Annotated in this window: 28 protein-coding genes; 13 read left to right on the forward strand and 15 right to left on the reverse strand. The window is 58.0% G+C overall.

Annotated features, from left to right (window positions below):
• Positions 1-26 precede the first annotated feature (26 nt).
• Genes ABIE61_RS07225 through ABIE61_RS07240 form a run of 4 tightly spaced genes read left to right on the forward strand, consistent with a single transcriptional unit; the run spans position 27 to position 5,465 of the window.
• Complete coding sequence (locus ABIE61_RS07225; RefSeq protein ID WP_354408031.1) at positions 27-1,196, forward strand: nucleotide sugar dehydrogenase; 1,170 nt, start codon at positions 27-29, stop codon at positions 1,194-1,196.
• Between the two features lie 9 nt (positions 1,197-1,205).
• A complete protein-coding gene (locus ABIE61_RS07230; protein WP_354408032.1) occupies positions 1,206-2,228 on the forward strand; it encodes an NAD-dependent epimerase in 1,023 nt (340 codons plus the stop codon).
• A complete protein-coding gene (gene msbA / locus ABIE61_RS07235) occupies positions 2,218-3,990 on the forward strand; it encodes a lipid A export permease/ATP-binding protein MsbA (protein ID WP_354408033.1) in 1,773 nt (590 codons plus the stop codon). The genes ABIE61_RS07230 and msbA overlap by 11 nt, the downstream gene beginning before the upstream one ends.
• A gap of 5 nt (positions 3,991-3,995) precedes the next feature.
• Positions 3,996-5,465: a glycosyltransferase family 39 protein gene (locus ABIE61_RS07240; RefSeq protein WP_354408036.1), complete on the forward strand. Its 1,470-nt coding sequence runs from the start codon at positions 3,996-3,998 to the stop codon at positions 5,463-5,465.
• 25 nt (positions 5,466-5,490) lie between these two features.
• Here the strand turns inward: ABIE61_RS07240 and ABIE61_RS07245 are convergent, their stop codons facing one another.
• Genes ABIE61_RS07245 through ABIE61_RS07255 form a run of 3 tightly spaced genes read right to left on the reverse strand, consistent with a single transcriptional unit; the run spans position 5,491 to position 7,644 of the window.
• Positions 5,491-6,279 (reverse strand): ChbG/HpnK family deacetylase, encoded by a 789-nt coding sequence (locus ABIE61_RS07245; protein ID WP_354408038.1) that lies wholly within the window; start codon positions 6,277-6,279, stop codon positions 5,491-5,493.
• Positions 6,276-6,647, reverse strand: a complete 372-nt coding sequence (locus ABIE61_RS07250) for a GtrA family protein (RefSeq protein WP_091825977.1) — start codon at positions 6,645-6,647, stop codon at positions 6,276-6,278. Before ABIE61_RS07250 ends, ABIE61_RS07245 begins: the two co-directional genes overlap by 4 nt.
• Positions 6,637-7,644 (reverse strand): glycosyltransferase family 2 protein, encoded by a 1,008-nt coding sequence (locus tag ABIE61_RS07255; RefSeq protein WP_354408041.1) that lies wholly within the window; start codon positions 7,642-7,644, stop codon positions 6,637-6,639. The genes ABIE61_RS07250 and ABIE61_RS07255 overlap by 11 nt, the downstream gene beginning before the upstream one ends.
• Positions 7,645-7,770: 126 nt before the next feature.
• Between ABIE61_RS07255 and waaA the strand changes: the two genes are divergently transcribed.
• A complete protein-coding gene (waaA, locus tag ABIE61_RS07260) occupies positions 7,771-9,036 on the forward strand; it encodes a lipid IV(A) 3-deoxy-D-manno-octulosonic acid transferase (protein WP_354408044.1) in 1,266 nt (421 codons plus the stop codon).
• Between the two features lie 86 nt (positions 9,037-9,122).
• Here the strand turns inward: waaA and cyaY are convergent, their stop codons facing one another.
• Entirely contained in the window at positions 9,123-9,443 is a 321-nt protein-coding gene (gene cyaY / locus ABIE61_RS07265) for an iron donor protein CyaY (protein ID WP_206837359.1), read from the reverse strand.
• 139 nt (positions 9,444-9,582) lie between these two features.
• Here cyaY and lptM point away from each other — a divergent pair, with 139 nt between their 5' ends.
• The 6 genes from lptM to ABIE61_RS07295 are packed head-to-tail and all read left to right on the forward strand — an operon-like array spanning position 9,583 to position 14,144.
• Complete coding sequence (gene lptM, locus ABIE61_RS07270) at positions 9,583-9,717, forward strand: LPS translocon maturation chaperone LptM (RefSeq protein WP_206842283.1); 135 nt, start codon at positions 9,583-9,585, stop codon at positions 9,715-9,717.
• The gene (lysA, locus tag ABIE61_RS07275; RefSeq protein ID WP_354408048.1) at positions 9,710-10,963 is read left to right on the forward strand and encodes a diaminopimelate decarboxylase; all 1,254 of its coding nucleotides are present in this window, start codon (positions 9,710-9,712) and stop codon (positions 10,961-10,963) included. The genes lptM and lysA overlap by 8 nt, the downstream gene beginning before the upstream one ends.
• 15 nt (positions 10,964-10,978) lie before the next feature.
• Entirely contained in the window at positions 10,979-11,809 is an 831-nt protein-coding gene (gene dapF, locus ABIE61_RS07280; RefSeq protein ID WP_206837355.1) for a diaminopimelate epimerase, read from the forward strand.
• Entirely contained in the window at positions 11,806-12,504 is a 699-nt protein-coding gene (locus ABIE61_RS07285) for a DUF484 family protein (protein ID WP_091825958.1), read from the forward strand. Before dapF ends, ABIE61_RS07285 begins: the two co-directional genes overlap by 4 nt.
• A 1-nt stretch (position 12,505) precedes the next feature.
• Positions 12,506-13,417 carry a tyrosine recombinase XerC gene (gene xerC / locus ABIE61_RS07290; RefSeq protein ID WP_354408051.1) on the forward strand — a complete coding sequence of 304 codons (912 nt, stop codon included), beginning with the start codon at positions 12,506-12,508 and terminating at the stop codon, positions 13,415-13,417.
• Positions 13,410-14,144, forward strand: a complete 735-nt coding sequence (locus ABIE61_RS07295) for an HAD family hydrolase (RefSeq protein WP_354408054.1) — start codon at positions 13,410-13,412, stop codon at positions 14,142-14,144. The genes xerC and ABIE61_RS07295 overlap by 8 nt, the downstream gene beginning before the upstream one ends.
• Positions 14,145-14,150: 6 nt before the next feature.
• Here ABIE61_RS07295 and ABIE61_RS07300 read toward each other — a convergent pair whose 3' ends face one another.
• The 10 genes from ABIE61_RS07300 to ABIE61_RS07345 all read right to left on the reverse strand — a co-directional run bounded on the left by ABIE61_RS07300 (position 14,151) and on the right by ABIE61_RS07345 (position 22,190).
• Positions 14,151-14,330 carry a hypothetical protein gene (locus ABIE61_RS07300; RefSeq protein WP_354408056.1) on the reverse strand — a complete coding sequence of 60 codons (180 nt, stop codon included), beginning with the start codon at positions 14,328-14,330 and terminating at the stop codon, positions 14,151-14,153.
• The gene (locus ABIE61_RS07305) at positions 14,331-16,007 is read right to left on the reverse strand and encodes a methyl-accepting chemotaxis protein (protein WP_354408059.1); all 1,677 of its coding nucleotides are present in this window, start codon (positions 16,005-16,007) and stop codon (positions 14,331-14,333) included. It abuts the gene before it with no gap.
• Positions 16,008-16,070: 63 nt separating this feature from the next.
• Complete coding sequence (hemW, locus tag ABIE61_RS07310; RefSeq protein ID WP_354408060.1) at positions 16,071-17,213, reverse strand: radical SAM family heme chaperone HemW; 1,143 nt, start codon at positions 17,211-17,213, stop codon at positions 16,071-16,073.
• Positions 17,210-17,818: an XTP/dITP diphosphatase gene (locus ABIE61_RS07315; RefSeq protein ID WP_354408063.1), complete on the reverse strand. Its 609-nt coding sequence runs from the start codon at positions 17,816-17,818 to the stop codon at positions 17,210-17,212. The genes hemW and ABIE61_RS07315 overlap by 4 nt, the downstream gene beginning before the upstream one ends.
• A gap of 8 nt (positions 17,819-17,826) precedes the next feature.
• Positions 17,827-18,279, reverse strand: coding sequence for a DUF4426 domain-containing protein (locus ABIE61_RS07320; RefSeq protein WP_206837340.1), 453 nt, complete (start codon positions 18,277-18,279; stop codon positions 17,827-17,829).
• Between the two features lie 13 nt (positions 18,280-18,292).
• Positions 18,293-18,883 (reverse strand): methionine biosynthesis protein MetW, encoded by a 591-nt coding sequence (gene metW, locus ABIE61_RS07325; RefSeq protein ID WP_206837337.1) that lies wholly within the window; start codon positions 18,881-18,883, stop codon positions 18,293-18,295.
• Positions 18,873-20,045, reverse strand: coding sequence for a homoserine O-succinyltransferase MetX (gene metX, locus ABIE61_RS07330; protein WP_091825939.1), 1,173 nt, complete (start codon positions 20,043-20,045; stop codon positions 18,873-18,875). The genes metW and metX overlap by 11 nt, the downstream gene beginning before the upstream one ends.
• Before the next feature lie 19 nt (positions 20,046-20,064).
• Positions 20,065-20,622 carry a YggT family protein gene (locus ABIE61_RS07335; protein ID WP_206837334.1) on the reverse strand — a complete coding sequence of 186 codons (558 nt, stop codon included), beginning with the start codon at positions 20,620-20,622 and terminating at the stop codon, positions 20,065-20,067.
• 20 nt (positions 20,623-20,642) lie between these two features.
• Entirely contained in the window at positions 20,643-21,470 is an 828-nt protein-coding gene (gene proC, locus ABIE61_RS07340) for a pyrroline-5-carboxylate reductase (RefSeq protein ID WP_206837331.1), read from the reverse strand.
• Between the two features lie 27 nt (positions 21,471-21,497).
• Positions 21,498-22,190, reverse strand: a complete 693-nt coding sequence (locus tag ABIE61_RS07345; protein ID WP_354408068.1) for a YggS family pyridoxal phosphate-dependent enzyme — start codon at positions 22,188-22,190, stop codon at positions 21,498-21,500.
• A 97-nt stretch (positions 22,191-22,287) separates the two neighbouring features.
• Between ABIE61_RS07345 and ABIE61_RS07350 the strand changes: the two genes are divergently transcribed.
• Positions 22,288-23,322, forward strand: coding sequence for a type IV pilus twitching motility protein PilT (locus ABIE61_RS07350; protein ID WP_354408071.1), 1,035 nt, complete (start codon positions 22,288-22,290; stop codon positions 23,320-23,322).
• 24 nt (positions 23,323-23,346) lie between these two features.
• Positions 23,347-24,516 carry a PilT/PilU family type 4a pilus ATPase gene (locus ABIE61_RS07355; protein WP_206837326.1) on the forward strand — a complete coding sequence of 390 codons (1,170 nt, stop codon included), beginning with the start codon at positions 23,347-23,349 and terminating at the stop codon, positions 24,514-24,516.
• A gap of 91 nt (positions 24,517-24,607) precedes the next feature.
• Here the strand turns inward: ABIE61_RS07355 and ABIE61_RS07360 are convergent, their stop codons facing one another.
• Positions 24,608-25,882: a dihydroorotase gene (locus tag ABIE61_RS07360; RefSeq protein ID WP_354408073.1), complete on the reverse strand. Its 1,275-nt coding sequence runs from the start codon at positions 25,880-25,882 to the stop codon at positions 24,608-24,610.
• Positions 25,883-25,884: the final 2 nt, after the last annotated feature.

Below are 25,884 nucleotides of genomic sequence, written 5' to 3' on the forward strand. Positions count from 1 at the left end.
CGGACCCGATAGCTGAAAGGTTATAGATGAAAATAGCAGTTGCAGGCACAGGCTACGTAGGGCTTTCCAATGCGGTATTGCTGGCTCAGCACAACGAGGTAGTAGCGCTGGATATCCTGAGTCATAAGGTGGATCAGCTTAATCGAGGCGAGTCGCCAATCGAGGATGTCGAGATCAGCCAGTACCTGGCCTCCGGCAAGCTGCAATTGCGGGCAACACTGGACAAGCACGAGGCGTATGCCGGTGCCGAGTTTGTCATCATTGCCACGCCCACCGATTACGACCCACAGACCAACTACTTCAACACCCGCAGTGTTGAAGCCGTGGTGCAGGATGTACTGGCGATAAACCCACAGGCGGTGATGGTGATCAAGTCCACGGTGCCGGTGGGCTATACCCGTGAGCTGGCACAGCGTCTGGGCACACACAACCTGATTTTCTCGCCGGAGTTCCTGCGCGAAGGCAAGGCGTTGTATGACAACCTGTATCCTTCACGCATCGTCGTGGGCGAACAGTCCGAGAGAGCCGAGCGCTTTGCAAGCCTGCTCAGGCAAGGCGCGCGGAAGCAGGATGTGTCGGTTCTGTTCACTGACTCCACTGAAGCCGAAGCGATCAAACTTTTTGCCAATACCTATCTGGCGATGCGTGTTGCCTATTTCAACGAGCTTGACAGCTACGCTCAGTCGCATGGCCTGAGTACCCGACAGATTATTGAAGGTGTTGGACTCGACCCACGTATTGGTAACCACTATAACAATCCTTCTTTTGGCTACGGCGGTTACTGTCTGCCCAAGGATACCAAGCAGTTGTTGGCCAACTATGATCAGGTACCCAACAACCTGATTCGCGCCATCGTGGATTCAAATACCACCCGCAAGGACTTTATCGCCAACTCCGTGATTGCGCGTAACCCGAAAGTGGTGGGAGTCTATCGTTTGGTGATGAAATCCGGCTCGGACAACTTCCGAGCCTCTGCCATACAAGGCGTGATGAAACGGATCAAGGCCAAGGGAATTGAAGTGGTGGTATATGAGCCTGTGTTGGATGAAGACTATTTCTTCAACTCCCGCGTGATTCGTGATCTGAACGAGTTCAAACAGATCAGTGATGTAATTCTGGCCAATCGGCTGGCGAACGAGATTCAGGATTGTGAAGCAAAGGTTTTCACACGAGATCTGTTTGGCAGCGACTCCTGAGGCGATACCATGAAAGTACTGGTCACCGGCAATGCCGGATTTATTGGTTTCCATACCGCGATGAAGCTGCTCCAGCGTGGTGATGAGGTGGTCGGTTTTGACAACGTCAACGACTACTATGACACCGGTCTGAAGGAGGCTCGCCTGAGCTGTCTGGAGCAGACGGCAGCAGATACCGGCTCAACCTACCAGTTTATCCGCGCCAATCTTGCAGATCGTGATGCGGTTGAATCCTGTTTTGCCGAACACCGGTTTGACCGAGTCATTCACCTGGCCGCTCAGGCGGGTGTGCGCTACTCAATTGAAAATCCTCACGCCTATGTGGAAAGCAATCTGGTCGGTTTTGTAAACGTACTGGAGGCGTGCCGACAGCATCAGGTCGGGCATCTGACCTATGCCAGCACCAGCAGTGTCTATGGTGCCAATACCCACATGCCTTTCAGTGAACATGACGGCGTTAACCATCCGGTACAGTTCTATGCGGCCACCAAACGCTCCAATGAGTTGATGGCGCACAGTTACAGTCACCTGTTTGGCCTGCCCACCACGGGGCTGCGCTTTTTTACGGTATATGGCCCCTGGGGGCGCCCCGATATGGCGCCTCATCTGTTTACCAGTCGTATTCTGGCCGGCGAGCCGATCAAGGTGTTCAATAACGGCAATCACTCGCGTGATTTCACCTATATCGATGACATCGTTGAAGGTGTGATTCGCGCCAGTGATCAACCGGCCTGTTCAAACCCGGACTGGGACAGCGATCATCCTGATCCGGCCACCAGCAAGGCACCCTTCAGGCTTTACAACATCGGCAACAGTGATGCGGTCAAGCTGGGTGATTTTATCGCTGCAATCGAAACGGCCACCGGCAAGAAAGCGCGCAAGGAAATGTTGCCACTTCAGCCGGGTGATGTGCCTGATACCTTCGCCGACAGCAGTGCGTTGCAGCAGAGTGTTGGTTACAAGCCGGCCACGTCTGTTGACGAGGGGGTGAATCGATTTGTGCAGTGGTATCGGGAGTACTATGCAGTCTGACCAGACCTTGAAAAGTGAAAGTCATCCGGAAGTAGACAGCGCCTGGCAAACGTACAAACGCTTGCTGGTCTATGTGCGCCCGCTTTGGCTGATATTTTTGGTCAGCTTTATCGGTTTTGCCATCTATGGTGCAGGCCAGGCGCTCTCAGCCAAATGGCTTGAAATGGTGGTCGATACAGTACAGCGCAATGACTATGACCAGCGCTGGTTTCTGGCCGCTGCCGTGATGGGGATTTTCATTCTGCGAGGCTTGGGGGCCTTTATTGGCAACTACAGCATCGCTTATGTAGGACGGGAGGTGATCCATCGCCTGCGTACCCAGGTTTTCGAACGCCTGTTGTTGCTGCCTTCTCATTACTACAGCCACAAATCCAGTGGCGAACTGTTGGCAAAACTGACCTACAACGTCGAGCAGGTAACCGAGGCCGTAACCAATGCAATCAAGGTTCTGTTCCGTGAAGGCCTTACGGTTGCGGGGCTTTTGGGCTACATGTTTTACCTCAACTGGAAGTTGACCCTGATCTTCATTGCCGCCGGGCCATTGATCGGGCTGGTGGTATCCATGGCCGCCAAGCGGATGCGCAAGTTAAGCCGCCGCATTCAGAAATCGGTGGGTGATATCACCGAGTCGGCCTCCGAATCGATCAAGGGCTATCAGGTGGTGCGCATCTTTGGTGGTGCCGAAGCCGAGCGGGGGCGCTTTGAGCAGGCCAGCCTGCACAACAAGCGTCAGTTCATGAAGCTGGTTGTGACCCAGTCGCTCAATACTCCGATCATTCAGTTGTTGGTCGCGCTGGCATTGTCGGCGCTGCTGTTTCTGGCGATGCACCCGGATGTGATGGGCAGCATGAGCACCGGTGGCTTTGTAGCGTTTCTGACCGCAGCCGGCATGATCACCAAACCGCTGCGCCTGCTTACCGATATCACGTCTATCGTGCAGAAGGGGATCGCCGCAGCAGAAAGTCTGTTTGAAGTGCTGGATGAGCCGGTTGAACAGGACAGTGGCAGCCGCACGCTGGAGCTGATCGGGGATATCGAATTCCGCCACCTGCATTTTGCCTATCCCGGCACGGACAAGGAGGTGCTGCAGGATATTTGCCTGAGCCTGCCGCAGGGGAAAAGTGTTGCTCTGGTGGGGCGTTCCGGCAGCGGCAAGACCACGATGGCCAGCCTGTTGCCACGTTTCAATGATGGCTGGACGGGTGAGTTGCTGGTCAATGGCGAGCCACTGGAATCGTTTACGCTGGATAGCCTGCGTAGCCAGATATCACTGGTGAACCAGAATGTGGTGCTGTTCAACGGCACTATCGCCGAAAATATTGCCTATGGCGCCATGGCCGGTGCCAGTGAGACCGCCATTCTGGCGGCGGCAGAAGCTGCTCACGTAACCGAGTTTGTCGAACGTCTGCCGCAGGGAATTCATACCCGAGTGGGTGAAAATGGTGTGTTGCTCTCCGGCGGTCAACGTCAGCGTATCGCCATCGCCCGCGCCATTTTGAAGGATGCCCCGATTTTGATCCTGGATGAGGCGACATCGGCGCTAGACAGTGAGTCTGAGCGGCACATTCAGGATGCACTGGAAGAGGTGATGCGTGGTCGAACCACGCTGGTGATAGCACACCGCCTGTCCACCATTGAAAAAGCCGACATCATCGTGGTGATGGAGGACGGTCGCATCATTGAACAGGGTTCTCACTCCGAACTGCTGGAGCAGCAGGGGGCCTATTCCAAGTTCCATATTCTGCAGACCGATACGGAGTAGCAGGCATGAAAACCGCGCAGTCGATCTGTTACCGCGGGCTGCTGTGGCTGCTTGCACTGCAGTTGATCAGCTGGGCACTGCTGCCGGGTTTGCTGGTTGAGAGTCTGCCGCTCGATGTGGTGGAGGGTGTCTACTGGGGGCAGGAGTGGCAGTGGGGCTATTACAAGCATCCGCCGCTTCCGGCCTGGATTCTGTACCTGTTTGAGCGCGCCCTGGGTGATGTTGGTCCCTTCCTGCTGAGTCAGCTGTGCATCGGCCTGACTCTGCTCTGTGTCTGGCATCTTGGCTGCCGCACCCTGGATCGGGAACGTGCGGCCTTTGGCGTGTTGGCGCTGCTGGGCGTGTATTTCTTTACCTGGCCCACCATCGAATTCAACCACAATGTGGCACAGATGCCGATCTGGGCGGCGGCAGTGTTGTTTTTTCACCGCGCCATTAGCCAGGATCGCTGGCTGAACTGGCTGCTGCTCGGGTTGGTGTCCGGGCTTGGACTGCTCACCAAGTATTCCTACATCATGCTGCTGGCGCCCATGTTCCTGTGGCTGGTTGTACATCCACCGCTGAGGAAGAAGCTGCTGAAGCCGCAGCTCTGGCTCGGTGTGCTGGTAATGGGGCTGGTTTTTTTGCCGCACCTGCTCTGGCTGGTGGCGCATGATTTTCTGCCGTTCAGCTATGCGGCGGCACGCTCGGCTGCAGCGTCTGCCACCGAGTCCCGCTGGCTGGGGCCGCTGAAGTTCCTGCTGGTACAGCTTGTAGACCATCTGCCGTTGCTGCTGTTGCTGTTGATGGCGGGCTTCTGGCGCCGGAGTTGCTGGCAGCGTCCCGTTGAAGGCGCCGCCTTTCTGTTCTGGATCGGGTTGATGCCGGCACTGCTGACGGCGCTGGGAGCCATGATCACAGGGGCTGGCACCCGTGACATGTGGGGCGCGCCCATGTGGAACCTGTCCGGTCTGATACTGGCATCGATAATTCCGCTGGAGGTGCTGCGCCAGCGCTGGAAGCGCCTGCTGTGGGCATTTGCCATTTTCCTGCTGCTGCTGAGCGTATTGATGATGCTCTTTGTGGGCTTCAAGGATCAGGTTCGTGACAAGCCGTCTCGCACCGGTTGGCCGGATCAGGCATTGGCCAACACCCTGCAGCAACAATGGCTGCAGCATACCGACTGTCCGCTGCAACTGGTGGCCGGTGACTACTGGCTGGCCGAGACTGTGGTGATCAATCTGAGCCCACGTGCCTCAGTCATTCCGGATGCGGATCTGGCGCTGGCGTCCTGGGCTGATCAGGCGCGTTTAGAACAGCAGGGCGGGGTGTTGATCTGGGAAACAGACAACAGCCGTTGGCAGTCAGCACTGCCGGAAGCGGGGCAATGGGATGCCGAGGGTAAATTCAGTCTGCCTTGGCCACGTTTGCCTGACCGGGCGCCACTGTCGATCAGCTGGAGACTTTGGTTGCCTGAGGCCGATTGCAGCCGATAGACGTTTCCAGCCAGTAAACAACGGCTCAATCCAGTGCAGGCATGACCGCAAGCGAGCGTTGACTCTGTTGCAGGGCTGTGGCGAAGGCATCGCTGGCGAGCCAGTCGTATTCCTGTTGCCGTGCACGGGCCAGTCCGGATTGGCCATCGGTGTGCCCCGGGTGGCACATGATCAACGCACCTTCGGGTAGCGTTTTCAGCCAGTGTTGCAGCATGCGTTCAAAACCGACATCTGGTTGCAGCGAGTACATGCCGGCGAAACTTCGATTGCCGGCAACGGCGTGCTGTCGTCGCTGCCGCTCAAACCCCAGTCCCATCAGTCGCAGCACCAACGCCTTGAAACCCGCGTCATGGCCGCCAATGGGCGGATTGGATACTCTTATCCAGGGGCGTTGCCGCTGATAACGCTGCTGCAGGGTCTGCAGCACAATATTGCGAATGCCCGGAAACATCTGAATGTGCTGGTGGCCGTCGACAAAGTCCGGTGGCCGTCCGGTCAGGGCCTCGAAACGATCCAGCTGTTGGTTCAGCGCCTGATGTACCCTGTCGGTATCCAGCTGTCCCAGCAGGCTCTGCTGCATCAGCTTACCCAGGGGGATGGGATTATCGCCTTCGGTCAGATTGAAGTGCAGGCCCAGCGCGGCGCGGTCATGTCGTGCAATCAAAGCGGCAGCGGCGCCTTCTGTCCAGGCCGGCATCGTGGTCATGCAGCTGGTGGCCGACAGGCGACCAAGGTCGATCAGCTCCAGAATGGCACGATTGATGCCGTCAGCCAGGCCGAAATCATCGGCACACAGCACAAGTGATCGAGTCATGCGAACGCCCAGAACTTGCCCAGCAGATAGGTCAGCACGGCCACCGTACCCAGTACCAGCAGCATGGCGATATCGTAGCGCATTGGGGTGAGAGTCAGCAGCGCCCAGTACATCGCCTCATTCACCAGAAAGCTGCTGGCCGCGACAGCCGCAAAGCGCGGCAGTGTCTGGCGGTGTGAGCGGTCACTTGCGCGAAAGGTCAGGTGGCGATGGCCAAAGTAGCTGACATTGAACGCCACCAGAAAGGCGATCACGTTGGCGATCAGCGGGTGCAGTCCGGCCAGAGGGACCAGTGCAATTACTACCAACCAGTGTACCAGCAGGGCACTGACCCCGACCGCGATAAAACTCAGGGCTTCACGCGTCATCGCTGTTATCCCGAGTTTCGGCACGATCGCGGAAGGAAACCTGACGTCCAACCAGATACAGCGGACGCGCCTTCACTTCAGAGAAGATGCGGGCAATGTACTCGCCCAGAATCCCCACCGAAAACAGCTGAATACCGCCAAGAAAAGCGATTCCTGCCGCGATGGTGGGCCAGCCGGGTACGTCTGAACCGAAAATCAGTGTGCGCAGCACGATAATGAACGCATACAAGACTGACAGCACCGAGACCCCGGCTCCGATCAACATCCAGATGCGCAGCGGCGCACTGCTGAAGCTGGTGAAGCCGGTCAGGGCCAGGGACGACAAGTGACGCAGGCGGAAGTTGGTGCTGCCACCCATGCGCGGTGCGACTTGAAAGGTCACCGCCTTGCTGGGAAAGCCGACCCAGGCATACAACCCCTTCATCATGCGCGAGCGCTCAGGCAGTTGGCGCAATGCCTGCACCACCTTGCGATCGAGCAGGCGAAAATCACCGGCATCCGGGTGGATGTCGATCTCGGCACTGCGGCTGAGGATTTTGTAAAACAGATTGGTCAGATGACGCTTGGCATGGGACTCGTCCGAGCGATCTTCACGCACGCCATAGACCATCTCCCAGCCCTGGTGCCAGTGATGAAAGAACTGATCGACCACGGCAAGCGGATGCTGACCATCGGAGTCCATAAGCAGAACAACGTCACCATCGGCATGGTCGATCCCTGCACTGAGCGCTGCCTCCTTGCCGAAATTGCGTGACAGCTGCAGCAGCGTGACGGGATATTCATGGGTCAGGGCCCTGACCAGGGCAGCAGTATCATCCTGACTGCCATCGTCGACCACCAGCAGCTCAATCTCATCGGAGAATTTCTGCAGGTACTGGCTCAACTCCGGGATCAAGTGACGCAGGTTTTCCGCCTCATTGAAGGCCGGCAGTATGCAGGTCAGACTTGGTCGCTTCGGCCGAGAGTCGGCCTCGTGCAGATGTTGAGTGTTATCCATATTCAGATCCGCTGAACGGTGGCAGTTGCCTGCATTGTCCCCGATATGCGCCGGGGGTTCCAGCGTTCGGCTGTATGCTCCGGCAGTGTTACACTGCAGGCTTTATTCAACCATGTATCGGCGCCTATGCGACAGCTCTACACTCTCCTGTTCTACCTGCTGCTGCCCATCCTGCTGCTGCGCCTCTGGTGGCGTGGTCGCAAGGCACCCGGGTATCGGCAAAACTGGTCTCAGCGGCTGGGGCTTGGGCCTGCCGTCGGCCAGCCGGTGATCTGGATCCACGCCGTATCAGTGGGTGAAACGGTGGCGATTGCGCCCCTGGTGAACCGCCTGCTGGCGCGTTATCCACAGCATCGGCTGTTGATCACCAATATGACACCCACCGGTGCGGCTCAGGTGCGCACGTTATTCGGTGATCGAGTTGAACAGCGCTTCTGTCCCTGGGACCTGCCGCTGGCGCTGCGGGCTTTTTTGCGTCGAACCCATCCCGAGCTGTGCATCATTGTTGAAACCGAACTCTGGCCCAATCTGGTCAACCAGTGTGCCCGCGCCGAGGTGCCGGTGCTGCTGGCCAATGCGCGGCTGTCGGAGCGTTCGGCGCGTGGCTATCAGCGCTTTTCGGCCCTGACAAAACCGATGTTGCAGCAACTGAGCTTGATCGCCGCACAGGCGCCGGCGGATGCGGAGCGCTTTGCCGTGCTGGGCATGCCACCTGAACGGGTCGAGGTGATCGGCAGTATCAAGTTCGATCTGCAGCCGGATGCCGCGAAGGTGGCAGCGGGACGGGCGTTGCGAGAGCAACTGGGCAGCGAGCGCCCGGTGCTGATCGCCGCCAGTACCCATCAGGGCGAGGATGAGATTCTGCTGCAGGCCTGGCAGCAACTCAAAGCGGTGCATCCCGAGCTGGCGCTGATCCTGGTGCCTCGACACCCGGAACGCTTCGATGCCGTGGCGGAATTATGCTGTGGCTACAGCGACAGGCTGGTGCGGCGCAGTCGCGGCGAGCAGCCGGACGAACATACCGAATTGTATCTGGGCGACAGCATGGGCGAGCTGATGCTGTTCTACGCGGCGGCGGATATCGCCTTCGTCGGCGGCAGCTTCAGCGGTACCGGCGGGCATAATCCGCTGGAGCCGGCGGCACTGGGGCTGCCGGTGGTGATGGGACCGGACTGTTTCAACTTCCAGAGCATTACCGATGCGCTGAAGGATGCGGGTGGACTGGTGAGGGTCACCGATGCGACTGGGTTGAAGGCGCAGCTGTCAGTCTGGCTTAAAGACGCGGACCAGCGGCGTGACGCAGGGCAGCAGGCGGCGGTCTTTGTCGCCGCCAATCGAGGCGCGCTGGATCGGCTGGAGCAGGCGGTATCACGCCTGCTCACTCAGGGCTGAAGGGCAGTGACCCGTTGAATCGGGTGGGGCGCTGGTGCCGGGTTCGCCCCGTCCCGCCCCTCAACTGAATCAAATTTCACTGAAAATCAGATGCCCTGAAAATCGAAGCTTTCACCTGCCTGTTCGGCAAAGGCGGCTGTCAGCACTTCGGTCAGGCTGGCGCCATCGGTATCACGCAGCCACTGTTCGCCATCATGATCAAAATGGAAGCCGCCATTGCGGGTGGCAACCCAGAGCTGTTTCACCGGTGGCTGGCGGGTAAAGATGATCTGGCTGCCGTTTTCGCATTTCACCGTCATCATGCCGCCCTGGCTTTCATAATCCAGATCGCTCTCGGCGTCGTCCAGGATCTCTTCGATCCGTTCCAGTGTTGCATCCACTCGGCTCATGAATTCGGATTCGGTCATTGGGTCACTCTCTGCAGGTGTGTATGGGCGATGAGTATAACTCAGCCTGCAGCGGTACTCAGCCCCCGTGGCTAAGGGTATAATTGCCGGTTAAACACTGCCCTTGGTGGGTGGTCAACCGATTAAAAAGGGATTGATGATGCTGAAACGCTGCTGGCCCGCACTTCTGCTGGGCGCTCTGCTGCTGTCGGGCTGTGGTCAGAAGGGCCCGCTCTATCTGCCGGACGAGACGGCGGCTCACCACATCAGTCACAACGAGAGTGTCCATGGATAACTTTGAATACCGCAACGGCCGCCTGCACGCCGAAGAAGTGGCTCTGAGCCGCATCGCTGAAGAGTTCGGTACCCCGACCTACGTTTACTCCCGCGATGCGCTGGAGCGGGCCTATCTGGATTACGCCCAGGCACTTGAGGGGCGTGATGCGCTGGTGTGCTACGCCGTCAAGGCCAACTCCAACCTGGCGGTGCTGAACGTACTGGCGCGTCTGGGTGCCGGTTTCGATATCGTCTCCGCCGGCGAGCTGGAGCGCGTGCTGCGTGCCGGCGGCGATCCGCGCAAAGTGGTGTTTTCCGGTGTCGGCAAGCAGCCCGCCGAAATTCGTCGCGCGCTTGAAGTGGGTATTCTCTGCTTCAACATCGAATCCGATGCAGAGCTGGATCGCGTCAATGCGGTCGCCGGGGAGATGGGCGTCAAGGCACCGGTCTCCTTCCGCGTCAATCCGGATGTGGATGCGGGCACACATCCCTACATATCGACGGGGCTGAAAGAGAACAAGTTTGGCATCGATATCGATACGGCCGCTGATGTCTATCGCCGCGCTGCGGCGCTGGAGCATGTGGACGTGGTGGGTATGGATTGCCACATCGGCAGCCAGCTGACCGACGTCAGCCCCTTCCTTGATGCCATCGATCGTCTGTTGGCGCTGCTGGATACATTGGCGAAGGAAGGAATTCATATCCACCATCTGGATCTTGGGGGCGGGCTTGGGGTTTGCTATACCAATGAAACACCGCCGGCACCGGGTGAATACATTGCCGCAATACTGCAAAAGCTTGCAGGGCGTGATTACAAACTGATCTTCGAGCCGGGTCGTTCCATCGCTGCCAATGCCGGTGTCATGCTGACAAGGGTCGAATTCCTCAAGCAGACCGGTGACAAGAATTTTGCCATCATTGATGGTGCCATGAATGACCTGATCCGCCCGTCTCTGTACGGTGCCTATCAGGAGATCATTCCGGTCGAGCTGCGTGACGAGGGCGAAAGCAAGCACTGGGATCTGGTGGGCCCCGTGTGTGAAACCGGTGACTTCCTCGGCAAGGATCGTCAGCTGAACCTGCAGCCAGGTGATCTTTTGGCGGTATGTTCCGCGGGCGCCTACGGTTTTGTGATGGCGTCCAACTACAATACGCGTCCGCGCCCGGCGGAGGTGATGGTAGACGACAATCAGGCCTGCCTGGTCCGTGCGCGCGAAACGCTTAATGATCTGATGCGCGGCGAACAGCTGTTGCCTGAAGCCTGACGGAGTCTAAGCATCATGCTGGTTCGCTTTACCAAAATGCACGGCTTGGGTAACGATTTCATGGTGATCGATGCGCTGTCACAGCGGGTTCGTCTGACACCCAAAATCGTGCGCAAACTCGCCGATCGCCATACCGGCATCGGCTTCGATCAGCTGCTGCTGGTGGAGCCGCCAAGCCGACCGGACATGGACTTCCGTTACCGCATTTACAATGCAGACGGTTCCGAGGTGGAACACTGCGGTAATGGCGCTCGTTGTTTCGGTCGTTTCGTGCGCGAGCGTCGGCTCACCGTGAAGGACGAAATCCATGTGGAGACGGCTCGCGGTCAGGCCATTCTGTATCTGCTGCCTGACCGTCAGGTGGATGTGGACATGGGTGTACCCGAGCTGCGTCCCGCCGAGGTGCCGTTCAGCGCCGAGCAGCAGGCGGTTGTCTATCCAGTTGGGGTTGATGGCGAGACGATTGAATTGAGCGTTGTCTCCATGGGGAACCCCCATGGTGTGCTGTTGGTGGATGATGTGGATACGGCGGCGGTGGAAACGCTGGGGCCGGCACTTGAAGCCCATCCGCGGTTCCCGAAAAAGGCCAATATCGGTTTCATGCAGGTGATCAATCGGGGCGAGATTCGCCTGCGCGTGTATGAGCGTGGCGCCGGGGAAACATTGGCCTGTGGTACGGGGGCCTGTGCCGCTGTGGTGGCTGGGCGTTTGCGTGGGCTGCTCGATGAAGAGGTATTGGTACACCTGCCTGGTGGTGAGCTTCGCATCCGCTGGCCGGGTGAAGGCTCGTCATTGCGCATGACCGGCCCGGCAGCAACCGTTTACGAAGGACAGATCTACTTATGAATGATGCAAGCAATGTGCTGGAGGCACCCACGCTGAGCGCCGAACAGGTCGCTGACTATCTGGCGAGTCATCCGGATTTCTTTACCGAACACACCTGGCTGCTGGAAAAGCTCTATGTCCCGCATCAGCGTGGGACGACGGTGTCTCTGGTGGAACGCCAGACCTCGTTGCTGCGTGAGCGCAACCAGCTGTTGCACGGTCATCTTGCCGATATGATCGATGCCGCACGTCACAATGATGTGCAGTTCGAGAAGACCAAGCGCATGGTGCTGGCGCTGCTGGAGGCCTGGACCCTGGATGATGTGGCTGTGGCGGTTGAAGAGAGTCTGTGCCACGATTTCTATGGTGATGAAACCGCACTGCTGCTGTTCAGTGAGCGTTCGCTGGAGAGCAACAGCATCCGTACCCTGGCACGAGCCGAAGACTCGCTGGTGCAGCCGCTGATCGAGACCAATCTGCCCAGCTGCGGTCAGCTGTCGGAGGCGATGAACCGTTTCCTGTTTCAGGACCGCGCGGTCAAGGTACAGTCTGCGGCAGTGGTACCGCTGGTTAAGGGTGATACCCTCGGCCTGCTGGCGATCGGAAGTTATGATCCCAATTACTTCCAGAGCAGTCAGGGTACCCTGTTTCTGAGTTATGTGGGGGAGGTCCTCAGCCGCATCATCTTCCGCATTCTTCAGGAACAGCGGGGCTGACATGGCGGCTCCGGGCGTACATGACTGGCCCGATACCTTTCTGCACTACCTGCGGGTGGAGCGTCAGCTCTCCCCGCACACCCTCAAGAATTACCGTCGCGACCTTGAAACCCTCCATGCCGAGCTGAGCCGCACCCACCACGAGTGCTGGGACCAGCTGACCGAGCCGGTGCTGCGCCGCGCCATTGCAGGATTGCATGGTCAGGGCCTGTCAGGCCGCAGCCTGCAGCGACTGCTGTCGGCAACCCGCAGCTTCTACCGTTTTCTGGCGCGTGAAGGTTGGGTACAGAGTAATCCGGCACTGGCTGTGCAGGCCCCTCGGGCAGGACGTCGTCTGCCGCAGACACTGGATACCGAACAGGTATCGGCACTGCTGGAGGTGGAAGGGGACGAACCGCTGGATATTCGCGATCGAGCCATGATGGAATTGATCTATTCGTCCGGCTTGCGTGTATCTGAACTGGTTAGCCTGAACATGCGCGATATCGATTTGGCTGATGCCAGCCTTGTGGTAACGGGCAAGGGTAACAAGATGCGCCAGCTTCCGATTGGTCGATTGGCGGTACAGGCGATACGCCAATGGCTGGGGGTGAGGCAGGGGCTGGCCGCGCCGGATGAAACGGCACTGTTTACAGGCCAGCGAGGCAAGCGCTTGACTACACGTGCGGTAGAGCAACGCCTGCGCAAGCGCGGTGAACAACAGGGCACGCAGGGGCGGGTCTATCCGCACCGTCTGCGTCACAGTTTTGCCAGTCACCTGCTGGAATCCAGCGGTGACCTGCGTGCGGTGCAGGAGCTGCTCGGGCATGCCAATATCAGCACCACCCAGATCTACACTCATCTCGACTTCCAGCATCTGATGGAGGTCTACGAACAGGCCCACCCGCGGGCAAGGCAGAAAACGGATGATTAAGTGCGTAACCTTCGACCTGGACGATACCCTCTGGGCGGTCGACCCGGTGATCCATCAGGCAAACCGTGAGCTCTGGGATTGGCTGGAACAGAATGCGCCGCTGTTTACTCAAAACCATGTGCTGGCCGATCTGGCCGAAGGTTCGGCCATGCGTCAGCGATTGCTGCAGCAGGAGCCGGATATTGCGCACAGCATGACTCAGGTGCGCCTGCGCCTGCTGGAACAGGGGTGCCTGAGTGCCGGTTATTCTGATGATCAGGCTCGGCAGATGGCGGCAGCGGCCTTTGATGTGTTTATCCGTGCCCGCCATCAGGTTGAACTGTTTGAGCACGCCCAGGCGATGCTGGAACAACTGCGCCGGGATGGTTATGTGATCGGTGCGCTGAGCAACGGTAATGCCGATGTAGGTCAGACACTGATCGGCAGTTTGTTTGATTTCCAGTACAACGCCGATGGGGTCGGTTCGGCCAAGCCGCACCCAGGCATGTTCGAGAAAGCGCTGGAACATACTGGGTTGCGGCCGGAGCAGGTGGTACATGTGGGTGATCACCCGATCAATGATGTGCAGGCGGCTCGGCAGGTAGGCATGTGGACAATTTGGGTGAATCTGCCAGGGCAAAACTGGCCACAGCCGGCTCGTGCGGATGCGTGTGTCAGCTGTCTGTCGAAGATTCCCTTTGAGGTGCAGCGGCTTGCGTCACAGGGCGAGAGCCGAGTGACGCTCTGACACCGTTCAGGTGCGGAAACGGGAAACAGCCGTCTGCAGCTCGCTGGCTTGCTCAGCCACCATGTGGCTGGCATCCGCATTCTGCCCCACCTGGTCATTTGCGGTCGTCATAATGCCGCGGATATGCTCGATGTTGCGTGTGATCTCGGCAGCCACCGCGGCCTGCTCCTCGGTGGCCGATGCCACTTAAGTGGTCATGTCGACGATGCTGGCAGCGCCCGTAATGATGGTATCAAGGGCGTCAATGGTGGCACTGGCTTCTGCTGCACTCTGTTCACTGTTGCTGACGCTTTCCTGCATTAACCGGCTGACGTTGTGGGTCTGCTCCTGCAGGCTGCGAATGCGCCTCTCAATGTCAGCGGCAGACTGCTGTGAGCGGGATGCAAGGGTGCGCACCTCATCGGCAACGACTGCAAAGCCACGGCCCTGCTCACCGGCCCGCGCTGCCTCAATGGAGGCGTTCAGCGCCAGCAGGTTGGTCTGCTCGGCAATATCCTTGATCAGATCCAGCATGGTGCCGATGCTGTCGCTTTCGCAGCGCAGCTGATCGACGACGCCTGCGGTTTCACGTGCCTTTTCGGCCATCAGTTGCAGGGCACTGATGTTGCCGCGCACACGGGTGGCACTGTCGCTGGCATCCTGTTGTGCCCGCGAGGCGGTTGCAGCCGTGTTTTCGGTGTTGCCGGCTATCTCCTGCATGGAGCTTTCCATTTCCTGTACGGCGGCGGCAACCTGCAGTACCTGTGCCTGCTGCTGGTTAAGTCCTGTCGAGGTGTCCCGGGTTGTCGCGGACAGTTGTTCGGCCGCCGTGGCCAGTTGCCCAGAGGTTCCGGCGACCCGTGCGATCAGTGCGCGGAAGCTGTCCATCATGCTGTTGAAATCCTGCGCCATCCGACCGACTTCGTCCTTGCCATCGGAGGCTATTCTCAATGTCAGGTCGTGCTCGTCACTGGCCCGCTTCATCGTGGCGGCCAACGTATTGATGGGACGCAGGATGCTGCGCCCCAACATTAGCGCCGGAATCACTGTCGCCAGGATGGCCAGTGTCATGGCAATCAATGCGGTGGTCATCAAGCGTTGCTGTTCACGCTCCATACGATGGTTGAGATGCTCTTCAAGTTTGATCTGCAGCTCATCGGTGCTTTTGACCGCCTGGCGCATCTGGCCCATCAGGCCACTATCTACGGTCAAGCCCAGCTGGACGTAGGCATCGACCAGACGCTGAAACTGGTCACGGTACTGCACCAATAGTGGTTCCATGGAAGCACGCTGAGACGGCGGCATTAGCCGATCGATCTGTTGGTTGAACAGAGAGATTTCTTTCAGGAAACGATCAAGATATTTGGTGTCCAGACGCAGAAGAAAGTCCTTCTCATGGCGACGCAGCATCAGCAGGGTGCTGAGCAGTTCGCTGTTGTCAGCTGATCGGATTTCATCTTCAACAGCATGAATTGCCCCCCGAAGCTGACCGAGAAGGCCGGATTTTTCGTCCAGTCCTATTTCGGTTCGCAGCTCGCTGACCGCGGCGAAAGAGCGGTCGTAAATCTGCATGCGATTGGCGAGTGTGTCGAGTTTATCCTGCAGCTCCGGTTCTGGCAGCAATTGTCTCAACTGACTCAGTTGGGTTTTGAACTCACTGTAGGTGTTGCTGAAGTGCTCAAGATAGCGTGCGTCGTGTCGTGCTAGAAAATCCTTCTCGTAGCGTCGCAGATCCTGTTTGCGAGCCTCCACATGGGCCAGGGTCTCACTGATCAGTACAAGGTCACGGTATTGCCCCAATGTGTGGAAAATGATCGCGCCCATGCCGATAAAGCCAATCAGTATGAGTGCGATCAGGGTGCCCAATTTCTTTTTTATGGTCATATGCGCGGATTTCCAGTGTCAGGTGACAGGACTAACGCAGGGGGCAGTGTATTAACGCAATCCTCAGTTCAGAAACAGGGACAGCAGGTCATTCAGGAACAGGCGTCCCAGGGGGGTTGGTGCCAGCCGGGTTGTGTCATTGATCAGAAGTTCGCGTTGCCGTGCCTGCTGTAACAGGGTCTCAACTGAAGACAGGCTAACGCCTGTTCGTGTTTTGAACAAGTCTGAAGATACTCCTTCGCTCAAGCGCAGGGCATTGAGCATAAACTCGAAGGGGCGGTCCTCCAGTGCGATGGGCTCGTTGCCCGCCAGACGGCGTGCCGGGTCGAGATAGGCCTTGGGCTGTCGCTGCTTGTGGCGGCGTTGAATCTGCAGCTGGCCCGTGGCATCGAAACGGCTGATTTTTCCGTGGGCTCCCGCACCGATACCGATGTAGTCACCAAACTGCCAGTAATTCAGGTTGTGTCGAGCCTGCTGTCCAGGCCGAGCGTAGGCTGAGATCTCATACTGCCGGTAGCCGGTCTTTTCCAGTAGTGCTTGCCCCTGCTCCTGAATCTCCCACAGCGCTTCATCCAGTGGCAGGCTCGGTGGGCGGGCGTGAAACTCGGTATTGGGTTCGATGGTCAGCTGATACCAGGACAGGTGACCGGGGTTAATCTCCAGTGCCTGCTGCAGATCATCCATGGCTTCGGCCGGTGTCTGCTCCGGTAGTCCATGCATCAAATCCAGATTGACCCGCGGAAAAATTTCCACTGCGGCACGAGCCGCGGCAAAGGCCTCGATCGGATTGTGAATGCGTCCGAGGCGCTGCAGATGCTCGGCATTGAAGCTTTGCACGCCGATGGAAAGGCGGTTGACGCCAGCGTTCCGGAAACCCTCAAAGCGGGCCAGTTCAAAGGTGCCGGGGTTGGCTTCCAGAGTGATCTCGATATCGTCGGCAAACGGTGTTCGGGCAGCAACACCCTGCAGGATCTGTCCGATGGCCTGTGCGCTGAACAGGCTGGGTGTACCGCCACCGATGAAGATGGACTGCAAGGGCCGCCCCTGTATCAGTGGCAGTTCGCTGTCCAGATCATCCAGCAGGGCCTGCACATAGGCATCTTCCGGCAGCTGCTCTGGAGCGGCATGGGAGTTGAAATCACAATAGGGACATTTGCGTACACACCAGGGGACGTGTATGTAGAGCGACAGAGGCGGCAGGCTCATGCGTGCTTGAGCCAGGGGCCGATCTGTTCGATGAACTGGCGCACCGCTTTGCCGCGGTGGCTGTATTTCTGTTTCTGCTCCGAGCTGAGCTCGGCGCTGGCGCAGTTGAGTTCGGGAACGAAAAACAGCGGGTCATAGCCGAAACCATTATGACCGCGTGGAGTATCCAGAATGACACCTTCCCAGCTTCCCTGACAGATCAGAGGGGTCGGGTCCTCTGCGTGACGCATGAACACCAGCACGCATTGGAAGCGGGCACTGCGCTGCTCGGCGGGCACTTGTTCAAGCGCCTGCAGCAGCTTACGGTTGTTCTCGTCATCGCCGCAGCCGGCGCCGGCGTAGCGCGCCGAGTAGATCCCCGGTGCACCATTCAGCGCATCCACTTCCAGCCCTGAGTCATCAGAGAGTGCCGGCAGGCCGGTAACCCGAGCGGCATGTCGTGCCTTGATGATGGCGTTCTCGACGAAACTGAGGCCTGTCTCATTGGCATCCTGCACCGCAAAGTCGGACTGGGGCATTACGTCGATCTGCAGCGGTGCAAAGATTTCGTTGAACTCTTTCAACTTGCCGCGATTACCGCTGGCCAGCACGATTTTGTTGATCATGTACTCATTCAATCCGTGTAAAAGGTCTGTTCAAATTCAATATTGTAGGGAGACTCATTCGGATCAGGCTGTACTTCCAGGCTGATTTTGAGACGCTCTTCCTCAGTAAAGCGGAAACTGCCGATGTAATACAGCGCATTGCCTTCGTCGATCTTCTGAAATTCCATCTGTTGAGCCTGCCCCAGTAGATTGGCGGCCTGCCCGTTCACGATAGCGGTGACCGGTGTCTTGCTGCCATCCTCCTCAAACTTCAGTACCGACACATTCACCAAAGCGCGGTATTTGCTTCGGGTAATATTGTTGAGCTGCGCCACTTCAGGGGTGATGAAGCTGGAGTTGAAGGCGTTGTAATGAATTTCATAACGGCCATCAGAGATCATCTGTTCCGCCAGAGCCGTCGTGCTCAGCAGCAGTGTGCTGCTCAATAGCAGCCGGGTCAGGTGGGTGGTAATCAGGTTCATGTCAGGCCTCCTGTCAGCGGGTAATGCGGTAGATGGCGATTTCGCCCAGCATGTTGGGCCACAGCTTTATCCACCAGCGATGGCGATGGGCGTGGTCAACCACGGTCCGCTCCAGGATTTCGATATTGCGGTCAACACACAGTTGCTCGAAATCCTTGAAAGTACAGAAATGAATGTTCGGTGTGTTGTACCAAGTGTAGGGCAGAAACTTTGAAACCGGCATCTTGCCCCTGAAGGTAAGATAGCCACGCGCACGCCAGTGTGCAAAGTTGGGGAAGGTTACAATGCACTCGCGTCCTATACGCAGCATCTCGTCGATGATGAGATCCGGGCGGTGCATGCTCTGCAATGCCTGGGTCATGATTACGTAGTCGAAACTGTTGTTGCGAATGCTGGTCAGGCCATCGTCGATATCCTTCTCGATCACGCTGACGCCGCGCTCGACACAGGTGGTCAGATTGTCGTGGTCGATCTCAAGGCCGTAGCCACTGACCTGTTTGTGCTGCACGAGGTGCGCCAGCAGCTCACCATCACCGCAGCCCAGGTCAAGCACCCGTGAGCCGGGCTGAATCCACTCGTCAATAATTTCCAGATCAGCGCGCATTCAGTTCTCCTTCGGCCGGTGTCAGACTGTTGGCGATGCGGTTCATGTAGCCACCGAACACCTCCATGTAGCGCGGAATCGGAATCAGGAAGGCGTCGTGCCCCTGTGGTGCGTCAATTTCGGCATAACTGACCGGCTTGCCGGCGGCGATAAGACCATCCACCAGCTCACGTGAGCGCTCTGGTGAAAAGCGCCAGTCGGTGGTAAAGGAAACCACCAGGTAGTTGCAGCGGGCCGGTGCCAGGGCCGCGGCCAGGTTGTCACCCTGTTCACCGGCTGGATCGAAGTAGTCCAGCGCCTTGGTCATCAACAGATAGGTGTTGGCATCGAAGGAGGATGAAAATCGCTCGCCCTGATATTGCAGGTATGACTCCACTTCAAACTGCGGGTTGAAGTCGAAACTGAGCTTACCGTCTTTCAGTTCACGGCCAAATTTTTCACGCATGCCATCGTCCGACAGATAGGTGATATGGCCCACCATGCGAGCCAGCATCAGCCCGGTACGCGGCACAACGCCTTCCTCATAATAGTGGCCGTTATGGAACTCCGGGTCCTTGCTGATGGCCTGCCGGGCAACCTCGTTGAACGCGATGTTCTGGGCACTCAATTTGGCAGCCGAAGCGATCACGACGCAGTGGCGCAGTCGCTCGGGGTAACTGATCGACCACTGCAGGGCCTGCATGCCACCCAAGCTGCCGCCGACCACAGCGGCCCACTGAGTGATGCCGAGCCGGTCCGCCAGCCGTGCCTGACTGTTGACCCAATCCAGAACCGTCATGATCGGGAAATCGGGGCCATAGGGTTTGCCGGTGTCAGGGTTGAGGCTGTTCGGGCCGGTGGAGCCGTGGCAGCCACCCAGGTTGTTAAGGCTGACCACAAAAAAACGGTTGGTGTCGATGGTTTTGCCGGGGCCAATGGCCGAATCCCACCAGCCGGGCTTGCGTTCATCCATGTCGTGGTAGCCGGCGGCATGGTGGTGGCCGGACAAGGCATGGCAGATCAGCACGGCGTTGGATGCATCGGCATTGAGTTCACCGTAGGTTTCCACCATCAGGTCCCACCGTTCAAGGCTGCGGCCGCAGCTCAGCGCCAGTGGCTGATCGAAATGGATTTTCCGAGGTGTAACCAGACCAACGGAATCTTCAGGGATTACAGCGGGCATTTTTGTCTCTCAATCGATTTCAGAACGCCAGCAGTCGACCCAGCTGGGACTGCAGGATCTGGATCACCAGAAAAATAAGAATCGGCGATAGATCCAGTCCGCCAATCGGCGGGATTACCTTGCGCGCCAGTGCAAACAGGGGCTCGGTCAGCTGCAGCAAAAGCTGTGGTGCTGGGTGATAGCTGTCAGGCGAGATCCAGCTGATGATGACGGCACCAATCACCGCCCAGAAATAAATTGTCAGAATGGTATCAATCACCCCGACGGCAGAGAAGATCAGTAGCTGCAATGGATTGATCGATGCCTGGGCCAGTGCGCCGGCGAGCTGAAAGATCAGCAGCAGCGTTACGGCCTTGACCACCAGTGCAACAATCAGTGGCGAGGCATCAAAGCGACCACGCGGGCGCAGCAGCATTTGCAACGGACGCACCGGTGGTTGTGTCAGGCGTACCACGGCCTGGGATATCGGATTGTAATAATCAGCTCTGGCCAGCTGCAGCAGAAAGCGCAGCACCAGCATGAAGACATAAATCTCACCCAGCGTGCGAATGATGAGGGTGATCGGGTCCTGTCCCATAATGGCTCCTGTCTCGGTAATCAGTCTTGGCACAGCTCACCGGCCAGCTCCACAGAGCGGTCACGGCAAGCGGTGAGTGCGTGTTCAACCAGTGCGTCGAAACCTTCGGCCTGGAACGTTTTGATGGCGCGTTCAGTCGTACCGTTGGGCGAGGTGACGCGGCGGCGCAGCTCGGTCGGGTTCACCTCACTGTTGCTGGCCATACGTGCGGCACCCAGGGCGGTCTGAAGAGTCAAGCCGCGCGCGGTCTCTTCGCTGAGACCCAGTTTGACACCGGCAGCGGTCATTGCTTCCATCATCAGGAAATAATAGGCCGGGCCTGATCCTGATATGGCGGTAACGGCATCCAGCTCAGCCTCACTTTGTACCCAAAGTGCGATGCCGACCGCTTCCAGCACGGTGGTGGCCTGCTGGCGTTGTTCGGCACTGACACGGCTGTTGGCAAACAGGCCACTGGCACCGGTTTGTACCAGTGATGGAGTGTTGGGCATGCAGCGCACCAATGCGATCTCGCCGCCAAGCCAGCGATCAAGCGCATCCAGGCTGATACCGGCGGCGATCGATACCATCAGCGGCTGACGAGACTGAACAGCGCTTGCCAGATCAGTGACAACGGCCTTCATCACCTGTGGCTTGACTGCCAGCACTACAATATCGGCGGCGGCAACCGCGGCACGGTTGTCGCTGGTCACATTAAGGCCACGCTCGGCCAGATCCTGCAACCGCTCGGTATCCGGCTCGGAGGCCCAGAGGTCAGCGGCAGCAAAGCCGTTTTCCAACAGTCCGCCGATGATGGCGCGGGCCATGTTGCCGGCGCCGATGAATGCAATTACGGGTGACTGGCTCATAATGTCTGTCTCAATCCTGTAGGTGGCTTAACGGGTTGAAGGCGGGTTGCGTGGACCAAACAAGGCGGTACCGACACGTACCATGGTCGAGCCTTCCAGTATGGCTGCCTCTATGTCAGCTGACATCCCCATCGACAATGTGTCCAGCGCAGGTTGAGTGTGCTGCAGCTGCTCCAGCAACTGCCTCACCTGTGCAAAGACCGCTCGCTGGCGCTGCGGATTATCTTCCGGTTTCGGGATTGCCATCAGACCACGCAGGCGCAGATTCGGCAACCGGGCAACGGCGTCGGCCAGTGCGGGCAACTCATCTGGTGTACAGCCGGACTTGCTTGCCTCATCACTGATATTCACCTGCAGGCAGATGTTCAGAGGTGGCAGCTGTACCGGACGCTGTTCTGAAAGGCGGCTGGCAATTTTGAGCCGATCCACGCTGTGTACCCAATCGAAGTGCTCGGCAATCGGGCGTGTCTTGTTGGACTGTATCGGGCCGATGAAGTGCCACTCGAGATCCAGGTCAGACAGGGCGTCAATCTTGTCCAGTGCTTCCTGCAGATAGTTCTCGCCAAAGGCACGCTGGCCACAGTGGCTCAGTTCGCGTACTTCATCGGCACTGCGCGTTTTGCTCACGGCCAGCAGTGATACGCTGTCAGGGCTGCGTGCGGCATTTTCACATGCCAGCCTGATCTGCTGGCGTACGGCTGAATATTTGTCTGCTAACATAAGGCTGTATGAATACTGACGACTGTCATTGGCAGGCTGTACCTATTCTGCTAGAACAGTAAAGTTTAAAGGAAGCTGCTGCGGATCTCGACTGATTATGGATATTACAGAACTTTTGTCATTTGCCGTACAACAGGGCGCATCCGACTTGCACCTGACCTCCGGCATGCCGCCCATGATCCGTGTAGACGGTGATGTGCGCCGAATCAAGTTGCCGGCACTGGAGCACAAACAGGTGCACACGCTGGTGTACGACATCATGAACGACAAACAGCGTAAGGAATATGAAGAGAATCTGGAAGTGGATTTCTCGTTCGAAGTTCCCAAGCTGTCCCGTTTCCGTGTTAACGCTTTCAACCAGCACCGGGGCGCGGCGGCGGTTTTCCGAACTGTACCCAACAAGGTGCTGACGCTGGATGACCTGGGCATGGGCAAGGTGTTTCAGGATCTGGCGGAACAGGCTCGTGGTCTGGTCCTCGTCACCGGTCCTACCGGCTCCGGTAAGAGCACCACCTTGGCGGCCATGATCGATTACGTCAACGATACCCGCTCCGACCACATTCTGACCATTGAAGACCCGATCGAGTTTGTCCACGAAAGCAAGAAGTGCCTGATCAACCAGCGTGAGGTCCATCGTGATACTCACAGTTTTGCCAACGCGCTGCGTTCGGCGCTGCGTGAAGACCCGGACGTGATCCTGGTGGGTGAGATGCGAGACCTGGAAACCATCCGCCTGGCGTTGACCGCAGCGGAAACCGGTCACTTGGTGTTCGGCACCCTGCACACCACTTCGGCGGCTAAGACCATCGACCGTATCATTGACGTGTTCCCGGCGGCGGAAAAGGACATGGTGCGTTCCATGCTGTCGGAGTCACTGCAGGGGGTTATCTCTCAGACTCTGCTGAAAAAACCGAAGGGTGGACGTGTCGCGGCGCACGAAATCATGATCGGTACTGCTGCAGTACGTAACCTGATCCGTGAAGACAAGGTGGCGCAGATGTACTCGGCGATTCAGACAGGTGCCGCCTACGGCATGAAAACGCTGGATCAGTCGTTGCTTGAACTGGTTCAGAAGGGCCTGATCTCGCGTGAAACGGCCCGTGAAAAGGCGAAGACCCCCAGCTCATTCTGAGCCTGATTCAACAGGAGCAATACAGTGGATTTTACTCAACTGCTGAAGGTAATGGTGGACCGGGGGGCATCGGATCTGTTTGTCACAGCAGGTGCCGCCCCATCGATCAAGGTAGACGGCACCATCCGGCCGCTGACCAAGGAAACACTCAAACCCAGCCAGACACGCGCTCTGGTGTACAGCACCATGAACGACAAACAGCTGGCCGAATTTGAAGGCACCAACGAGTGTAACTTCGCCATCAGTGCGCCCGGCATTGGCCGTTTCCGTGTCAGTGCATTCATGCAGCGCAATACGCCGGGGATGGTGCTGCGTGCCATCAACAACCATATTCCCACCATGGATGAACTGAAGCTGCCGAACGTGCTGCGTGAGCTCTCCATGACCAAGCGTGGACTGATTCTGTTCGTGGGTGGTACCTCGACCGGTAAGTCTACCTCTCTGGCGTCGATGATCGACTATCGTAACGATAATCACGCTGGTCACATCATCACCATCGAAGACCCAATCGAATATATCCACAATCACAAAAAGAGCATTGTCACTCAGCGTGAAGTGGGGATCGATACAGAATCCTTTGACGTGGCACTGAAAAACACGCTGCGTCAGGCACCTGACGTGATTTTGATGGGTGAAATTCGCTCGGCTGAAACCATGAAATTCGGCCTGCAGTTCGCCGAAACTGGCCACCTGTGCATGGCAACCCTGCACGCCAACAACGCCAACCAGGCGCTGGATCGCATCATCTCCTTCTTTGGGCCCGAGCATCATGACCAGATCTGGATGGACATGTCACTTAACCTGAAGGCGATTGTGGCGCAGCAGTTGCTGCCGACCGTGGATGGCAAGGGGCGTCGTGCGGCAATTGAAGTAATGATCAACTCGCCGCTGATCCAGGATCATATCCGCAAGGGTCAGGTGCACGAGATCAAGGATGTGATCAAGAAGTCTACCAACCTGGGTATGCGCACCTTCGACCAGGCGCTGTTCGAGCTGTACCGCGATGGTATCATCACCTACGAAGCGGCATTGGCTCACGCCGACTCGGCCAACGACCTGCGCCTGATGATCAAGCTGGATGAAGAAACCAGTGGCAAGGCCGATGGTGCGGCGGACGATATGCCAAGTTTCACGCTGCAGGATGAAGATGACAGTCTGAATTTGAAGGGCAATGTGGACGTGAAGGGGATGTAATCTCTTACAGATACATGATGGTTGGGCAGTCAAAAAAAGGGAGCAGCCGTATGGGCGTGCTCCTTTTTTGTTTTCAGAGTGCCTGGCGGCCTCAACGCCGGAACACGATGCGGCCATCCATCAGGGTGGCTTTGACCTGTCCCTTAAGTGTCTGATCGAGGAATGGTGTGTTCTTGCCAGCGGACCTCAGGCTGTCCTCGCTCACAGTCCACTCGGTTGCAGGATCAAACACGCAAATATCGGCCTGGGACCCCACTTCCAGTGTGCCGGCATCCAGACCCAGAATGCGGGCAGGGGCAATCGTCAGTGACTCAATCAGCTGCGGCAGCTCCAGCAACTGCTGTTCCACCAGTCGAAGACTCAGCGGCAACAGGGTTTCCAGACCGCTCATACCGGGCTCGGTTGCCGCGAAGGGTGCCTGTTTGGCGATGGGGTCATGCGGCTGATGGTCGGAGCAGATGGCGCTGATGGTGCCGGTAACCAGTCCCTGGCGTAACCCGGCTCGGTCAAGCTGGCTGCGCAGCGGCGGCTGCACATGATAGGCCGAGTTGAAGCCGTTGACGCTTTCATCGGTCAGCAACAGGTTCTGGATCGCCACATCGGCGCTGACCTGCAGACCGCGCTCACGGGCGGCTTCGATCATCCGTACCGAGCGCTCACAGGAGAGCTGACCGAAGTGGGCGCGCACACCGGTCTGTTCCACCAGCAGTAGGCAGCGTGATACCTCGATGGTTTCGGCCGCTTCGGGAATGCCGTTCAGGCCCAGCCGGGTACTGGTGGTATCGTCATGCATGCAACCGTTCGCAGCCAGTGCAGCATCCTGTGCCTGGAACACCACCAGCAGGTCGTGGGTGGCCGCATATTCAAGGCAGCGCAGGAGAATCTGGCTGTTACCGAAGGGACGGCGCAGGTTGGTAAAGGCGATGCAGCCGGAGCTGGCCAGTCCGTGCAGCGGTGCGAGCTGTTCACCCTGCAAGCCCTGGGTTAGAGCCCCCATGGGCAGGACTCGGGCAAAGCCGATATCGGCGGCGCGATCCTGGATCAATTCGGCCACGGCAGCGGTTTCCACTATCGGACTGGTGTCGGGCGTCACGACAAGCGTGGTGATGCCACCGGCCGCGGCCGCGGCGGTTTCGCTGGCGATGGTGCCCTTGCGGGTCTGGCCCGGCTCGCGCAGGGTAGTGCACAGGTCGATCAGGCCGGGGCAGACGATCTGACCTTCAGCATTGATCACCTCATCGGCATGAAAACCTTCGGGAGCGGCGCCAATGGCGCAAATTTCACCCTGGCTGATATACAGGTCGGTGATCTGGTCAAGCGATTGAGCCGGATCGATCACGCGGCCACCGGAAATCAGAATATTCATCA

This window comes from Marinobacterium sp. MBR-111 (assembly GCF_040547585.1).
Taxonomy (GTDB): Bacteria; Pseudomonadota; Gammaproteobacteria; order Pseudomonadales; family Balneatricaceae; genus Marinobacterium; species Marinobacterium iners.

Coding starts and splice junctions, on each gene's coding strand:
- ABIE61_RS07255 (WP_354408041.1), bottom strand. CDS start 7,644: ATGGATAACACTCAACATCTGCACGAGGCCGACTCTCGGCCGAAGCGA.
- metW (WP_206837337.1), bottom strand. CDS start 18,883: ATGCGCGCTGATCTGGAAATTATTGACGAGTGGATTCAGCCCGGCTCA.
- msbA (WP_354408033.1), top strand. CDS start 2,218: ATGCAGTCTGACCAGACCTTGAAAAGTGAAAGTCATCCGGAAGTAGAC.
- ABIE61_RS07295 (WP_354408054.1), top strand. CDS start 13,410: ATGATTAAGTGCGTAACCTTCGACCTGGACGATACCCTCTGGGCGGTC.
- ABIE61_RS07345 (WP_354408068.1), bottom strand. CDS start 22,190: ATGTTAGCAGACAAATATTCAGCCGTACGCCAGCAGATCAGGCTGGCA.
- ABIE61_RS07320 (WP_206837340.1), bottom strand. CDS start 18,279: ATGAACCTGATTACCACCCACCTGACCCGGCTGCTATTGAGCAGCACA.
- ABIE61_RS07225 (WP_354408031.1), top strand. CDS start 27: ATGAAAATAGCAGTTGCAGGCACAGGCTACGTAGGGCTTTCCAATGCG.
- ABIE61_RS07250 (WP_091825977.1), bottom strand. CDS start 6,647: ATGACGCGTGAAGCCCTGAGTTTTATCGCGGTCGGGGTCAGTGCCCTG.
- proC (WP_206837331.1), bottom strand. CDS start 21,470: ATGAGCCAGTCACCCGTAATTGCATTCATCGGCGCCGGCAACATGGCC.
- ABIE61_RS07305 (WP_354408059.1), bottom strand. CDS start 16,007: ATGACCATAAAAAAGAAATTGGGCACCCTGATCGCACTCATACTGATT.
- ABIE61_RS07285 (WP_091825958.1), top strand. CDS start 11,806: ATGAATGATGCAAGCAATGTGCTGGAGGCACCCACGCTGAGCGCCGAA.
- ABIE61_RS07350 (WP_354408071.1), top strand. CDS start 22,288: ATGGATATTACAGAACTTTTGTCATTTGCCGTACAACAGGGCGCATCC.
- ABIE61_RS07240 (WP_354408036.1), top strand. CDS start 3,996: ATGAAAACCGCGCAGTCGATCTGTTACCGCGGGCTGCTGTGGCTGCTT.
- ABIE61_RS07245 (WP_354408038.1), bottom strand. CDS start 6,279: ATGACTCGATCACTTGTGCTGTGTGCCGATGATTTCGGCCTGGCTGAC.
- waaA (WP_354408044.1), top strand. CDS start 7,771: ATGCGACAGCTCTACACTCTCCTGTTCTACCTGCTGCTGCCCATCCTG.
- lptM (WP_206842283.1), top strand. CDS start 9,583: ATGCTGAAACGCTGCTGGCCCGCACTTCTGCTGGGCGCTCTGCTGCTG.
- xerC (WP_354408051.1), top strand. CDS start 12,506: ATGGCGGCTCCGGGCGTACATGACTGGCCCGATACCTTTCTGCACTAC.
- hemW (WP_354408060.1), bottom strand. CDS start 17,213: ATGAGCCTGCCGCCTCTGTCGCTCTACATACACGTCCCCTGGTGTGTA.
- metX (WP_091825939.1), bottom strand. CDS start 20,045: ATGCCCGCTGTAATCCCTGAAGATTCCGTTGGTCTGGTTACACCTCGG.
- lysA (WP_354408048.1), top strand. CDS start 9,710: ATGGATAACTTTGAATACCGCAACGGCCGCCTGCACGCCGAAGAAGTG.
- ABIE61_RS07360 (WP_354408073.1), bottom strand. CDS start 25,882: ATGAATATTCTGATTTCCGGTGGCCGCGTGATCGATCCGGCTCAATCG.
- ABIE61_RS07230 (WP_354408032.1), top strand. CDS start 1,206: ATGAAAGTACTGGTCACCGGCAATGCCGGATTTATTGGTTTCCATACC.
- cyaY (WP_206837359.1), bottom strand. CDS start 9,443: ATGACCGAATCCGAATTCATGAGCCGAGTGGATGCAACACTGGAACGG.
- ABIE61_RS07335 (WP_206837334.1), bottom strand. CDS start 20,622: ATGGGACAGGACCCGATCACCCTCATCATTCGCACGCTGGGTGAGATT.
- ABIE61_RS07315 (WP_354408063.1), bottom strand. CDS start 17,818: ATGATCAACAAAATCGTGCTGGCCAGCGGTAATCGCGGCAAGTTGAAA.
- dapF (WP_206837355.1), top strand. CDS start 10,979: ATGCTGGTTCGCTTTACCAAAATGCACGGCTTGGGTAACGATTTCATG.